This window comes from Streptomyces sp. NPDC060028 (assembly GCF_042736725.1).
In the GTDB taxonomy this organism is placed as follows: Bacteria; Actinomycetota; Actinomycetes; order Streptomycetales; family Streptomycetaceae; genus Streptomyces.
Genome location: NZ_JBHWVJ010000018.1, coordinates 24670 through 39501 on the forward strand (window position 1 = coordinate 24670; position 14832 = coordinate 39501).

At 71.9% G+C, this 14832-nt stretch carries 9 protein-coding genes; 8 read left to right on the forward strand and 1 reads right to left on the reverse strand.

Annotation, left to right across the window (positions count from 1 at the left end; translation table 11 throughout):
- The first annotated feature begins 43 nt into the window (after window positions 1–43).
- Window positions 44–1540: an amino acid permease gene (locus ACFWBF_RS12060; protein ID WP_385599136.1), complete on the forward strand. Its 1497-nt coding sequence runs from the start codon at window positions 44–46 to the stop codon at window positions 1538–1540.
- Window positions 1541–1584: 44 nt separating this feature from the next.
- Here the strand turns inward: ACFWBF_RS12060 and ACFWBF_RS12065 are convergent, their stop codons facing one another.
- Window positions 1585–2658, reverse strand: a complete 1074-nt coding sequence (locus ACFWBF_RS12065; protein WP_385599139.1) for an LCP family protein — start codon at window positions 2656–2658, stop codon at window positions 1585–1587.
- Window positions 2659–2807: 149 nt separating this feature from the next.
- Between ACFWBF_RS12065 and ACFWBF_RS12070 the strand changes: the two genes are divergently transcribed.
- The 7 genes from ACFWBF_RS12070 (at window position 2808) to ACFWBF_RS12100 (ending at window position 14821) form a co-directional block, all read left to right on the forward strand.
- The gene (locus ACFWBF_RS12070) at window positions 2808–4556 is read left to right on the forward strand and encodes a PIG-L family deacetylase (RefSeq protein WP_385599142.1); all 1749 of its coding nucleotides are present in this window, start codon (window positions 2808–2810) and stop codon (window positions 4554–4556) included.
- A 257-nt stretch (window positions 4557–4813) separates the two neighbouring features.
- Window positions 4814–6373, forward strand: coding sequence for a stealth family protein (locus ACFWBF_RS12075; protein ID WP_385599145.1), 1560 nt, complete (start codon window positions 4814–4816; stop codon window positions 6371–6373).
- Between the two features lie 16 nt (window positions 6374–6389).
- Entirely contained in the window at window positions 6390–8039 is a 1650-nt protein-coding gene (locus ACFWBF_RS12080) for a sugar phosphotransferase (RefSeq protein ID WP_385599148.1), read from the forward strand.
- On the forward strand, window positions 8030–9793 hold the full coding sequence (locus tag ACFWBF_RS12085) for a stealth conserved region 3 domain-containing protein (protein ID WP_385599151.1): 1764 nt from the start codon (window positions 8030–8032) through the stop codon (window positions 9791–9793). The genes ACFWBF_RS12080 and ACFWBF_RS12085 overlap by 10 nt, the downstream gene beginning before the upstream one ends.
- Window positions 9790–11895 carry a glycosyltransferase family 4 protein gene (locus ACFWBF_RS12090; RefSeq protein WP_385599155.1) on the forward strand — a complete coding sequence of 702 codons (2106 nt, stop codon included), beginning with the start codon at window positions 9790–9792 and terminating at the stop codon, window positions 11893–11895. Before ACFWBF_RS12085 ends, ACFWBF_RS12090 begins: the two co-directional genes overlap by 4 nt.
- The gene (locus ACFWBF_RS12095) at window positions 11892–13862 is read left to right on the forward strand and encodes a PIG-L family deacetylase (protein WP_385599158.1); all 1971 of its coding nucleotides are present in this window, start codon (window positions 11892–11894) and stop codon (window positions 13860–13862) included. The genes ACFWBF_RS12090 and ACFWBF_RS12095 overlap by 4 nt, the downstream gene beginning before the upstream one ends.
- Window positions 13859–14821, forward strand: coding sequence for an endonuclease/exonuclease/phosphatase family protein (locus ACFWBF_RS12100; protein ID WP_385599160.1), 963 nt, complete (start codon window positions 13859–13861; stop codon window positions 14819–14821). Before ACFWBF_RS12095 ends, ACFWBF_RS12100 begins: the two co-directional genes overlap by 4 nt.
- Window positions 14822–14832: the final 11 nt, after the last annotated feature.

Sequence of the window (14832 nt, forward strand, 5' to 3'; positions counted from 1 at the left end):
TCCCGGCCCGTTCGCGTGCGTACGCCCTTCCGGAGGTGCGTCGGTGAGTACGGATCTGAACAGTCCCTTCCGCACGAAGTCGGTGGAGCAGTCCATCCGCGACACGGAGGAGCCCGAACACGCCCTCCGCAAGTCGCTGTCCGCCTGGGACCTGACCGTCTTCGGCGTCGGTGTCATCATCGGCACCGGAATCTTCGTCCTCACCGGCAAGGTCGCCAAGGAGAACGCCGGCCCCGCCACCGCCCTGGCCTTCGTGGCCGCGGGCGTGGTGTGCGCGCTCGCCGCCCTCTGCTACGCGGAGTTCGCGTCGACCGTGCCCGTCGCCGGATCGGCGTACACCTTCTCGTATGCCTCGATCGGTGAGCTGCCGGCCTGGATCATCGGCTGGGACCTCGTACTGGAATTCGCCCTCGGCACCGCGGTGGTGGCGGTCGGCTGGTCGGGCTACGTCCGCTCGCTGATGGACAACGGGGGCGTCCACCTGCCCGCCGCGCTCCAGGGGCCGGACGTACCGGGCGGCACCTTCGACCTGCTGGCCTTCGTCCTGGTCCTGGTGCTCACCGCGATCCTGGTGGTCGGGGTGAAGCTGTCCGCGCGGATCACCGCGGTCGTCGTGGCGATCAAGGTCACGGTGGTGCTCATCGTGATCATCGCCGGATCCTTCTTCATCAAGGGCAGCAACTACAAGCCCTTCGTCCCCGAGGCCGTGCCTCAGAAGGGCGGTTCGGGGCTGGACGCACCACTCGTCCAGCTGATCTTCGGCTACCAGCCCACCAACTTCGGCGTCATGGGCATCTTCACGGCCGCCTCCGTCGTCTTCTTCGCCTTCATCGGCTTCGACGTCGTGGCCACCGCCGCCGAGGAGACCAAGCTGCCGCAGAGGGACATGCCGCGCGGCATCATCGGCTCGCTGGTGATCTGCACCGTGCTGTACGTGGCGGTCTCGCTGGTGGTGACCGGCATGCAGCACTACACCGAGCTGTCCACGAGCGCCCCGCTGGCCGACGCCTTCAAATCCGTCGGCCATCCGGTGTACGCCGGCATCATCAGCTTCGGCGCCGCGGTGGGCCTGACCACGGTCTGCATGATCCTGCTGCTGGGCCAGACCCGCGTGTTCTTCGCGATGAGCCGCGACGGCCTGCTGCCGCGCTTCTTCTCGCGGACCCACCCGAAGTTCCGCACCCCGTACCGGCCGACGATCCTGCTGGGCGGGATCATCGCGATCGTCGCCGGGTTCACCAGCATCAACGAACTCGCGACGCTGGTGAACATCGGCACGCTCTTCGCCTTCGTGGTCGTGGCGCTCGGCGTGATCGTCCTGCGCCGCTCCCGCCCCGACCTGCACCGGTCCTTCCGGACCCCGTGGGTGCCGGTGGTCCCCATCGTGTCGATCGCCGCCTCGGTCTGGCTGATGCTCAACCTGCCGGCCGAGACCTGGCTGCGCTTCGGGATCTGGATGGTGATCGGCTTCTTCGTCTACTTCCTGTACGGGCGCCACAACAGCCGCCTGGGCCGCTCCGGGCGGGACGCGGAGTACTAGGCAGGCGCTGTCGAAGGACCTCCCCATCGGCCAGGACTTCCCCGTCAGCCCTTGGCGGGGGAGTCCTTCGCGGCGTCGGGGACCTTGCGGTCGTTGCGCAGGGCCTCCCACAGCTGGCCGGCCTGCGGCTCCGCGATGACGACGCGGTTGCGGTCGATCTTGTCGTAGGCGACCGGCAGCATGATGGTCTCCATGGTGTCCGGGTCCACGCCCTTCATGCTCTGGGCGAAGTCGGACAGGCCCTTGAGGGAGCCGAGTTCGGAGTCGGTCGTGAGCGACTTGGTGCCCGCGTCGGCGAGCTTGTAGAGGCGTGCCGGGCTGCCGAAGGCGTCCTGCTTCTTGATCTCGCTGAGCATGGCCATCATGAACTTCTGCTGCAGGCCTATGCGTCCGAGGTCGCTGCCGTCCCCGTAGCCGTAGCGGGTACGGACGAACTTGAGCGAGTCGGTGCCGTCCAGCCGGTGCGTGCCCGCGTCCAGCTTGAGGCCGCCCTTCGCGCCGCTCATCGGCTTCTCGAGGGTGATGGTGACCCCGCCGAGGGCGTCGACCAGGCCCTTGAAGCCGGCGAAGTCCACCTCGACGAAGTGGTCCACGCGGATGCCGGACATCTGCTCGACGGTCTTGACGACGCAGGCCGGGCCGGCGAGCGAGTAGACCGAGTTGAACATCTGCCGGTTGGCGGAGCTCATGGTCTTGCCGTCGCGGTCCTTGCACTCGGGCCGGGTGATCAGGGTGTCGCGCGGGATGCTCACCGCGGTGGCCTTGGCCCGGCCCTCGGGTATGTGCACGAGCATCGCGGTGTCCGAGCGGGCGCCGCTGACGTCGCCGTGGTCGAGGTCGCCGTTGGCCCCGGCGCGGGAGTCGGATCCGAGGACGAGGATGTTCTGGGCGTCGGCGACGACCTTCGCGGGCCGGTTGTCGCCGATGGCCTTGTCCAGGTCGACGCTGTCGATGTTGCCGTTGAGGTGTTCGTACGCCCACCAGCCGGTGCCCGCTGCGCCGAGGATCAGCACGGCCAGCACCAGGAGGGTGATCCTGAGCACGCGCCGCCGCTTGCGCGGGGCGGCCCGGCGGGTCCGCCCTCCGCCCGAGGCCGTGGCGGTCTGCGTCTGCGTCATCGAGTCGAATCCTTTACTGGACATGTGTTTGACCGAGAACTATAGGGGCGGCGGCTTGGGGCGCATACCATGCGGGCCCTCGAAGAGCGCTCTCCCGAGACCTCGTGTTCACTCAAATGTTCGCTTGACATAAGGTGTCTGCGGGCATCGTGAGGCACCGACAGCAGGAGTACGAAGTGGTGCGGGGTTCGGAGAGAGGCGAGCGCGTCGCGACGCGGGGCCGCCGCAAGGCGGTGGCCGAAAACCGGCCGTCGCCCGACGAGCGGACCCACGGCCAGACACCGCCCGCCGGCCGCGTCCTGCACGTACTGGCCCACCCCGGCGACGCGCTCGGCGCGACCGCCGCGGAGCTGTTCCGTGCCCTGCGCGAACCGGGCCGCCCCGTGGTCGTGGTCTGCCTCGCGCGCAGCGGGCAGACCGACCGGGACCGGCTGCTCCAGGTCATCGGACGCGGCGGCACGTGGCGGCGTACGGCCGAGTCCCTCCCGGACGGCGAGGTGCTCGACGTCTTCGCCCTCTCCGACGCCCCGCACGTCGAAGTCTGCTTCGCCGACCCCGCCGAGCCCCCGGCCGGCGGCGCCCCGGCCGAACTGGTGGACCGGGTGGTCGACCTCCTGGAGCTGTTCGAGCCCGGGACCGTCTGCACCCTGGACCCCGACCCCGACCACACGGGCTGGAGCGCCGCCACCGGCGCCACCCGCCCCGACCACCCCGAGCACACGGCCGTCGCCGAGGCCGTCCTGGTCGCCGTGCACCGCGCCGCGGCGGGCGGCCTGCCGGTGGCGGTCGAATGCTTCCGCTCCCCGGCCCCCTGCGAGGCGCCCTCGGGCCCGGCGCCGGCCGTCGTGCGCTACCCCGGGCGCCCCGTCGCGCTGACCCGCGCCGCCGACGGACAGCTCACCGCGTACGCGGTCCTCGGCGGGCGGCTGGCGCGCTGGACGGAGCGGAGCGCCGGCGCCGCCGAATGGGGCGAGCGCGAACTGCTCGACAGCCCCGAACTGCTGCCGGTGCTGGCGGTGGCTCAGACCCGGCACGGCTGGGTCCACCTGGTCTCCCTGCGGCGCACCCCGCGCCCCGGCGGCGGGGCCATCGTCGAGGTCATGCACGCCGTGCAGTACCAGAGCGGCCGACCGCTGGGGGAGTGGCGCTCGCTCGGCAACCCGAACGGGAACAATCACGACAAGGGACGCGAAGTCGGCGTGCCCGCCGTCATCGTGGACGCCGAGGGCTGCCTCCACGTCTACGCCCGCAACTTCGGCCGGGGCGTCAGCTGCCGCACCCAGCGCGCCGACGGCTCCTGGACCTCCTGGCAGGACATCAAGGGCTCCGAGGTGCAGGACGGCCTGGCCGCCGTCCTCGACGACGCGGGAGCGCCCGAGCTCTACGCGCCCTCCGGCGGCGGGGTGTTGCGCTGGCGGCGCAACGAAGAGGGGGCGATGCGCGAGGTCGCCGACGACCGGCTGCCGCTCTTCGTGGCCCCCGGTACGGCGATCTCCGCGCTGCTGACCGGACCGGGCCGGGTCACCGTCTACGGATGTGACGTTCGCGACCGGATGCTCTACGCCTACCGCACCGACCGCGCGTCGACCCCGATCGGCACGGCCGGCGGGGAAGGGGTGGGCGCCCTGCGGATGGCCATCGACGGCTACGACTGCACGGTGCTCCTGCAGCGCTCGGCCGAAGGAGCCGTCGCCGTGGGCGCGTACCCGACCGAACAGGAGAACGCGGGCCTGTGGTGGGAGCGGACGGGCGGCAGCGGCATCCGGGAGCCCGCGGCCGCCGTGGACGCCCTGGGCCGGCTGGTCATCGCCTCGCTCGACGGTGACGGCCGGCTCGCCGTGGTCCGGCAGGACGTATCGGTCTCCGGACTGATGCTCGGCGGATGGGTGACCGTCTGAAAGGGAGGGGGAGTTTTGTCGGGAAGGAACCCGATTCCGCGGCGGGGGCCACGCGGGGGGACCGAGATCCCGCGAGTGTGATCCAAGAGGTTCCCGATCATGTCGACAAATCGTTTACTCTTTCCATATCTTGCGGCGGTTGAATCGGGGCTCTGCAGCGCGAGTGACCGGATTCAAGCACTGCAGGGAGGTTGAGCGTGGCCATCATGCCTGACTACGTGATGCAGGCGGGGACGGGGACTGGCCAGGTGCCGGACATGGCTGTCCATCAGCCGCTTCCTCGTCCGCGACTGCGCGTCGGGGACGCGGGTGACGAGGCCTACATCCATCCGCGCGCCACACCGCTCGCCGCCCGGGAATGGAACCGCGCCGCGGTCGCCAACCTCCTCCAGCACCTCGGCATCGCCTCGTTCGCCGTACGCGGCAAGTCCGACCACGGCACCACGGTGGCCGTCCTCGAGGACGACCGGATGCGCTTCCTGGAGGGCCTGGCCCGCTACCTGAGCCACTACCCCGGCCACGTGACCCTGCTGCGCGAGCCGCAGGCGCGCGCCCCGCGCCCGGTGCCCAGCGGCGACCCGGGGGCCTGGCGCGATGTGCACTCGGCCGTCGGCGTGCAGGCCAGCTGGTACCAGACCGACCCCGAAGGCCATCTCCTGCTCGGTCACGAGTACGGCTGCGCCGTCGAGTTCTGGCGGCGCGAGGGGGACCGGCTGGTCGCCCCCCGGCCCAACCGGATCGCCTTCTCGGTGGCCGCCGCCGGCCCCAACGTCTGGGGCCGGGCGCGCCTGTTCAGCCGTTTCGTATCCGACACCACGCCCCAGGAGTCCGCCCCGCCGCTGGCCACCCGGCCGGAATTCCTGGTGCGCTCGGTCGAGGACATCGAATTCCCCGTGGACGCCGTCTATACGTGGGTGGACGGCAACGACCCGGTTTGGGCGGCGCGTAAAGCGTCGGCAAAGGGTGAGGTTTACCACGCGGAATCCGCGAGCGACGCCCGATTCATCAGCCGGGACGAACTGCGCTATTCGATCCGCTCGCTCCACCTCTTCGCGCCGTGGATCCGCAACGTCTATGTGGTGACCGACGACCAGGTCCCCGCGTGGATGCGCACCGACCTGCCCGGATTCCAGGTCGTGAGCCACCGGGAGATCTTCCGGAACCCGGCCGACCTCCCCACCTTCAACTCGCACTCCATCGAGAGCCAGCTGCACCACATCCCCGGCCTGGCCGAGCACTTCCTCTACTTCAACGACGACATGTTCATCGGCCGGCCCGTGACCCCGCACGCCTTCTTCACCCCGGGCGGCACGGCCAAGTACTTCCCCTCCCGCAACCGCATCCCCCAGGGGCCCGTCGCCCCGACCGACACCCCGGTCGACGCGGCCTGCAAGAACAACCGGGCGCTGCTGCTGGAGCGGTTCGGCCGCGTCATCACCCAGCCGATGGAGCACATCCCCTACGCGCTGCGCCGCAGCGCCATGGAGGAGGCCGAGGCGGACTTCCCGCAGGCCTGGCAGCGCACCGCCGCCAGCCGGTTCCGGGCCATGACCGACCTCTCCCCGACCTCCTCCTTCGCCCTGTACTACGCGGCCCTGACCGGACGCGCCCAGCCGGGATCGATGCGCTTCACCTATCTCCAACTGGCCGTGCCCGACCTCGCTGACCGGCTCCAGCGGCTCTTGGACGCGCGAAGCCAGTACTCCTTCTGTCTCAACGACGCCTTCTCCACCCCAGAGGACATGGAGGCGCAGACTGAAGTCCTCGACGGCTTCCTCAACGCCTACTTCCCGACCCCCAGCCCCTGCGAACACTGAGTGAGGAGCGAACGACATGGCTGAACCCGAAGCGATGAGCTCCGCCGCCCACGTGTACGCGAAGCTGGTCCCCCAGCCACTGCGCGCCGCCGCCGGCAAGATGTCGCCGCAGGTGCGCCGCAAGGTCAAGAAGCAGCTGAACCGCACCCTCGCCTCCCGCGAGTCGCGCCTGCACCGGCGCGCCCTCAAGCGGGTCCGCGAGAGCGACTTCAGCAACGTCCCGGAGGGCCGGGCCGAGGCCATGGACGGCCGGGTCGGCCACGTCCACTCCGGCCTGACCACCGACTTCGCCCGCCACACCGACCTGATGCTCGTCACCACCGCCTTCGACGTGGCCGAGATCCCCTGGTTTGCGGTGCCCGCCCTCGACGACCGGCGGATCTCCCTCGCCGTCCCGCAGGACCGCAAGACGGACGTACGCCGCGTGCTGCGCGCCCTGCTCGAGGAACAGACGGGCTACGTCGTCTCCGTGTCCCCGGCCGACGAGTCCACCGCCGCCGTGCCCGGCAGCCACGTCAAGGCGTGGAAGCACTACGCCAAGGCCCGCATCATCCGGCTGACCTGGCTGCGCACCGACCCGAGCCGGTCGCTGTGGGTCGGCGAGAAGCAGGGCGTGGAAATCGAGTTCTGGAGCCACAACACGGCCCTGGACACCCCGCGCCTGGTCGGACCGCGCCCCAACCGCGTCCAGCGCGTCGTACCCGTCGAGGCCGGCCCGATGGTCAGCGTCGGCCACGACCGGCTCTCCGGGTACGCCGACATCGACGCCGACTCCGAACGCACCCTCACCCGCGAGGGCTTCGACGTCCCGCGCATCGAGGAGATCACCTACCCGGTCGACGCGGTCGTGCTGTGGCAGCACGCCGAGCCCTGGGCCGAGGAACTGCTGCGCGCCACGCTCCGCTCGATCCACCAGTACGCCCCCTGGGTCGACGTGGTCCACGTCGTCGCGGCCGGGCCCGTCCCCGGCTGGATCCAGGCCGGCGAGCGGCTCCAGCTGATCGGCGCCGGCGGCGGTTTCGACGCCGCGCTCCAGCAACTGCCCGCGGCCGCGGCCCGGTTCCTGCTGTTCCGGCCGGGCGCGCTGCTGGCCCGCCCGGTCCGCGCCTTCGACTACTTCACCCCGCTCGGCGGGACCCGGCCCCGCCGGGGCGGCTGGTCCGCCCAGGAGGCAGCGGCGCCCTGGGCCGCCGCGGCGTACGCGCACACCGGCCGGACCGTCGCCCACGGCTACGCGCACGGCCCCCAGCCCTACACCGTCGAGGTGCTCGGCGGGATCCGCGCGGGCCGCAGCGGCGCCCTGCACCCGCAGGACGGCCAGTACGCCTCCGAGCTGCCCGGCACCCACCCCGTCGACGGCGTCGTCCACCACACCGCGCACGCCGGCGGCCTCGCCGAACCATCCGGCGAGGGCACGCTCACCGTGCACGCCTCGATGCCCCGCCTCACACGCCTGCTGGAGCGGCTGCTCGTACGCCGCGACACGCAGCAGCTCCAGCTGATGGGTCTCGGCAGCCCCGAGGCCCTCGCCGGCGGCGGCACCGGCACCCTCCTGGAATTCCTGCGCCGCTATTACCCGGTGCCCAGCCCCTTCGAGCTCCCGGAGCTCCCCGAGGCCGCCGAGCCCGAAGAGGGCCAGGACACAGGTGGCGGTCCGTGGCAGTGATGAACCCCGAGGCGTCGTCGCTGGTCGCGGTCTACCGCACCATGCTGCCCACCTCGCTGCGGCGCAGCCTTGCCCGGCGCATCCCCATCCGGCTGCGCGGCCTCGTCAAGCGCATCCTGCGCCGGCTCCAGATGGGCGTGGGCCTCAGCCAGTCGCTGCGCGCCCTGCGGGCCCGCCGGCGCTGGCCGCACCTGTTCCGCCAGGGCGAACGGCTCGCCGCACTCATGGACCGCGGCGCGCAGATCGCCCTGGTCCGGCCGACCGCCTCCCCGCTCGGCCTGCGCGAGGCCAACCTCGAACTCGTCGTCACCGCCCTGGAATGGGCCGGCGTCGACTACTTCGCCGTCCGCGGGTCCAGCGACTTCCGCGCCTGCTTCGGGGTCCGGGCCGAGGACCGCGAGCGGGTCCTCGCCGCCCTGGACGAGAGCGGCCTGCAGGCCCCCGTCTACCTCTCCCGCGGCGACGCCCCCAAGCCGGCCCTGCGCGCCGCCCTGACCGGCTCCCGGCGGGCCCGCCGGATCGGCGCCGACGCCGACGTCCTGCGCGTGGGCATGGTGTGGCGGGACCCGGGCGGCTCGCTGCCGCTCGGCCTGGAGTACGGCAGCGACATCGAGTTCTGGCGAGGCGAGCGGGGGGTGCTGACCGCACCCCGGCCCAACCTGGTCACCGACGAGGTCGCGGCCGACTCCCCGCGCGTGATGGTCCCGGTCTCCCGGCTCACCGGCTTCGCCTCCCGGCACACCCGGCGCACCCGCCAGGTGCGCACCCTGGCGCCCTACGCCGCCGCCCTGCCCGAGGACGTGCGCTTCCCCGTCGACGTCGTCTACACCTGGGTCGACGGCAACGACCCGGCCTGGCAGCGCCGCCGCCGCGAGTACGGCCACGGCGGCTACCACGAGGAGTCCGCGAACGCGGCCCGCTACATCAGCCGCGACGAACTGCGCTACTCGCTGCGCTCGCTGGAGCAGAACGCGCCCTGGGTGCGCCGCATCTTCCTGGTCACCGACCGGCAGCGGCCCGCCTGGCTCGATCCGGACCACCCGCGGATCACCGTCGTGGACCACACGCAGATCTTCGACGACCCGCGCGCGCTGCCGACCTTCAACTCGCACGCCATCGAGAGCCGGCTGCACCACATCGACGGGCTCTCCGAGCACTTCCTGTACTTCAACGACGACATGTTCCTGGGCCGCCCCGTCACCCCCCAGGACTTCTTCCTCTCGAACGGCATGACCCGGGTCTTCTTCTCCCCGTCCCAGGTCCCGCAGCTCGAAGTCACCGCCCAGGACCGCCCGGTGGACGCGGCCGGCAAGAACAACCGGCGGATCATCGCCGAGCGGTTCGGCCCGACCATCGTGCAGAAGATGCGCCACGCCCCGTACCCGCTGCGCCGCTCCACCCTCTTCGAGATAGAGCAGGAGTTCGCCGGCCACCACCAGGCCACGGGCCTGAGCCGGTTCCGCAGCGTGACGGACATCTCGATCCCGTCCTCGCTCTACCACTACTACGCGTACTTCACCGGCCAGGCGGTGCCCTCGGAGATCGAGTTCGCGTACCTGGACCTGGACAAGCCGGAGATCGAGCGGCGCATGGGCATCCTCCTCGCCCGCCGGGACCGCCAGGCCTTCTGCATCAACGACACGGTCTCCGACGGCCGCGACGTGGACCGCCAGTCCCGGATGCTCCGCGACTTCCTCGACGCCTACTTCCCCATACCCAGTCCCTTCGAGCGGAAGGAGTACCACGCCCGATGAAAATCTCCTTCCTGATCAACAACATCTACGGGATCGGCGGCACGAACCGCACCGTCATCAACCTCGCCGAGGCGCTGTCCGCCGACCACGAGGTGGAGATCGTCTCGGTCTTCCAGCGCGCCACCGCCACCAAGTTCGAGATCTCGCCCCAGGTCACCGTGCGCGCCCTGGTCGATCTGCGCCCCGGCAAGGCCGGCGCGGACCGCGGCCACCCCGATTTGGAGGAACCCGGCTCCGTCGTACCGCGCCAGGAGGAGTTCTACGCGCAGTACAGCAAGCTCTCCGACCAGCGGATCATCGACCACCTGTCCAAGACCACCGCGGACGTGGTCATCGGCACCCGGCCCAGCCTCAACCTGTTCGTCGCGCAGTACGCGCACGACGACGCGCTGCGGGTGGCCCAGGAGCACATGACCCACCTCGCCATCCCGCCGGCCGTCCGCGCCGAGATGGCCCGCGTGTACCCGCGCCTCGACGCCGTCACCACCGTCACCGACGCGGACGCCCGCTCCTTCCTGGAGCACACCCCGGTGCCGCCCTCGCTGCCCGTCGTGGCCATCCCCAACAGCGTCCCGCAGCCGGTGGTCAGGCCCTCCGAGGGCGACCGCAACGTGATCGTCACCGCCGGCCGCATGCACCACGTCAAGCGCTACGACCTGCTGCTCACGGCCTTCTCCCAGCTCGCCGGGGACTTCCCCGACTGGCAGCTGCGCATCTACGGCGACGGCGGCGAGGCCGCGAAGCTCCGTACGATGGTGCACGAACTGGGCCTGGCCGGACAGGTGCTGCTGATGGGCGGCTTCTCCCCGATCGAGTCCGAGTGGGCCAAGGGCTCCATCGCGGTGGTCACCTCCAGCGCCGAGTCCTTCGGCATGACCCTGGTGGAAGCCATGCGCTGCGGACTGCCGGTGGTCTCCACCGACTGCCCCGTCGGCCCCCGCGAGATCATCACCCACGGCGAGGACGGCCTGCTCGTCACCAACGGCGACGCCGACGCCGTCGCGGCCGGCCTGCGCACGGTCATGGCCGACGGCGAACTGCGCCGCCGGATGGCCGCGGCTGCCCTGCGCAACTCCGCCCGGTACGACCCCGCGGTGATCGCCGCCCGGTACGCGGAGCTCTTCGACGACGCCGCCCGCAGGCGGGCCGCCACCGACAGCCGCTACCGCCGGCCCACGGCGAAGCTGCTCGGCCGCGAATCCGGCGCCGGCGCCCCGCCCGCCACCATGCAGACCGCGGTCTGCCAGGCGACCGCGGTGGACGCGGCCTGGCTGCGGCTGTCCCTGGACGGGCCCGAAGAGGGCCGCGTCCGCTGGAACTTCGTGCTGCGCCACCTGTCCTCGGGCGGCACCCAGCTCCCCGACATGCCCCTGCGCACCCAGCGGGCGTCCCCCGACACCGGCGGCACCCGCTACACGGCCAATGTCACCCCCGAGGCCCTGACGGGTCTCGGCGACGGCCGCTGGCAGGTCATGATGGAGTCCGGCAAGGGCGAGTACGTCCACGTCAAGGCGGGGATCCGCGACACCCGGGCACTGATCGGCGTACGGACCCGGCTGCTGGCCGACCCGAGCCCCGGCCCCGTGCAGTGGAACCTGCCCTACGCGCAGCCCAACGGGAAGCTGATGCTGCGCACCGTGGTCCGGACCGCGCACGCCGAGGTCTCCACCGTCCAGATCGCCGACAACCGGGTCATGCTGTCCGCGGTGCTCCTCGGCAAGCTCGACCTGGTGCCCGGCGCCCTGCTGATCCTGACCCGGCGCGGCCACTACGCCTGCGAACTGTCCGTTCCCGCCCACGTCTACGGCGGACGCTTCTTCCAGGCGGCCATCCCCGTGGACGAGGCCGTCGAAGAGCGCCTGGAGCGCTGGGAGGACTGGGACTGGTGGATCCAGCCCGACCCCTTCGAGCGGCGGCGGGTCCGGGTCTGCCACCTCTTCGAGGACTTCCCCGACGTCAAGAACTCCTGCGCCTATCCCGCCGTGCCCGTCGCCACGGACGAGGACCCCCGGTTCGTCATCGCGAGCCCGGTGAAGCCGGTGCACGTCCGACCGTACTGCTCCGTGTCCGGGGCCATGGCCATGAACGTGGTGGACCGTTGATCCGTACCAACCGCTCGATCCTGCACGTCGTCGCCCACCAGGACGACGACCTGTACTTCATGAACCCGGACCTGGTGCGCTCGCTCCAGGACGGCGACCGGACCACCACGGTCGTACTGACCGCCGGTGAGGACGACGGCATCAACGCCGACGTCAACGACCCCGCCCGGCACACGGTGCCCGCGGACCCCGCCGGCTACAGCACCGCCCGCGGCTGCGGCCTGCGCTCGGCCTACGCGCGGATGGCCACCGGGGACCGGTCCAGCCCCTGGCAGCGCGAGGTCACCGAGCTCGTGCACGGTTTCGCGGTGGAGTGCTTCACGCTCGTCGCGAGGCCCGCGGTGCGGATGTACTTCTTCCAGCTGCACGCGGCCCTGACCTCGCCGCAGGGCATGCGCACCGGGCTGTACGAACTGTGGGCGGGCCTCACGCGCACCCACCCCACCCTGCCCGTGTGGGGGTCGGCGCTGGCCCGCGTCCAGCACGTGAGCAGGGAGGCGGTCATCGGCGCGCTGGCCGCGCTGCTCGCCGAGACGAAGGCGACCACGGTCCGCATGCTGGACCCCGACCCCGAACACGACGGCGGCAAGCGGGACTTCGTGGTCTCCGACCACCTGGACCACACCGCCGCCGCCCAGTTCACCGTCGCGGCCCTGGAGCAGTCCCGCGGCACGGCGAAGCGCGGCCCGGTCGTCGAGCCCTACCGGGCGTACGCCAACCGGTTCTGGGGACAGAACCTGGACGCGATGGAACTGGCCGAGAAGGCCGACTACCTGTCGGTGTACATGGGCCTGGGCTCCACCCACTGCCCCCAGGGCACCTGCCACCAGTGCGGCGACCGGCAGCTGGGCACCGACCCGTACCGCAGCACCCACATGCGCAGCAGCGCCTACCGCTACTCGCCGGGCACCGACTGGCTGCGGCTGGGTCCGGGCGGCCGGCTCAACGCGTACGGGGTCTTCGCGGGCCGGCTCGGCTTCTTCACGGAGACGGGGCCCGCCACCGGGGTGTGGCAGGGCCCGTTCATGCTCGGGGACGAGTGGATCTCCCCGTCCCTCGCCCTGGCCGGCGAGCCGGGCGGGCCGGCCCACGTGATCGGGCTGCGCCGCCGCACGGCCGATGGCGGCGCCGTGACCGTGGACCTGGTGCACTCGGTGCAGAGCGCGGACGGCGGCGGGTTCAGCAACTGGCATTCGCTGGAGAACCCGGACTGGACGCACGAGGACCTGCGGCGCCAGCGCGAACTCGGCGTCCCCGCGGCCGCCGTCGACGGGGCGGGGCGCCTGTACGTCTTCGCCCGCGACTTCGCCCAGGGCATCTCGGTGAGGCGGCAGAACGACTACGGCGGCTGGGAACCCTGGGAGAGCCTCGGCGGCCGCTTCCTCCAGGACGCGGGCACCGCCATCACCACGGAGCTCGGCACGGTCGAGCTGTACGTGCCCGGCAAGGAATCCGTCTCGCGCTGGCACCAGAAGGCGGTGGGCGGCCCCTTCTTCTCGGACAACACCCTCACCACCGGTACGGTCGCCACGGGCGGCATCAGCGCGGTCAACTCCGGCGGCGGCCGCGTCTGCCTCTACTACCGGCAGGCGGCGACGCAGCAGGTCATGGCGTACCGCCAGCACGAGAACGGGCGCTGGCCCGGATCCGGAGCCCCGCTCGGGGGCTCCGGCGGCACCGGTCCCGTCGCGGCCGTGTGGGCCGCGCAGCGCGGCGCCCGCGAGGCGTACCTGGCCCACCGCAGCGCGCGCGGCCGGCTCTGCGTCTCGCTGCCCGACCGGGAGCAGGATGCGGCGGGCCCCCGCTGGCGGGAGAGCGGGGGGATGTTCGCGCAGGCCCCCTCGCTGGCGTACGACGCCGCCGGCGCGCTGGTCGCCGCGGTCATCGGGACCGACGGCCGGCTGCGGGTCCAGCGCCAGCTCCACCCGGAGACCGGCAGCCCGCTCGGCCCGGCCGTGACCGTATGAAGCGCCGGTACCAGCTCGCGCTGGCCTTGGCACTGGTCCCGCTGGCGACCGCGGGGCTGCTCGTACAGCAGTACTCGGCGGGGGAGGAGGAGCCCTCGGGGGAGCTGCTGCGGGTGATGGAGTGGAACATCTGCGGCGCGGCCCAGAACTGTCAGAACCGGGGCGCCACGGGCGACGGGACCTCGGTGGTGCGGCTGGCCGAGCAGGTGGAGGCCCGCCATCCCGACCTGCTGGGCGTCAACGAGATCTGCCGCTCGCAGTTCGAGGCGCTGCAGCGGCTGGTCTCCATCCGCGGCTGGCGGATGGAGGGCTCGTACGCGCAGATGCACGACAACGTGCGCTCCTGCGGCTCCGACGGCTCGTACGGGCTGGCGATCTTCTCCCGCGAGCCGCTGACGGCCCCGCCGAAGTACCGGGCCTTCGCCAGCACCTCGGAGGAGTACGTGGCCCAGGGCCGCGCCGAGCAGGTCCGCCGCGGCATGCTGTGCGCGCCGACGACGGTCAAGTACCGGCGGGTCATGCTGTGCGGCGCGCACGCCGGGACCGAGCCGGAGCAACTGGCGGAGATGCAGGGATGGTTCGCCGACCCCGCACTGTTCCCGGCGGACCTGCCGGTGGTGTTCGCGGGTGACCTGAACCAGCAGCCCAACGAGGCGTCCCTGGCCGGGCTCTACTCGCACACGCGCGGGGAGAAGGACACCTACGAGCCGCGGGGCCGGTTCATCGAGGCGGACGAGGGCGACCGGTCCTGGTTCCGCCAGGGCGCGGCGGGCGGGGTGCGCTGCGACGCGCCGGGCGTGACCCGGTGCCGCAACGGGGCGCCGACCGCCGACGACGGGCGGAAGATCGACTACATCTTCGCCACCGAGGCCCACTTCACCGGTCCGGAGGGCCGGACCGAGGACTTCCCGGAGTCCGACCACGTGCTCTACGAGGGGACCTTCCGCTTCCGGGAGTGACCACGGGGCCC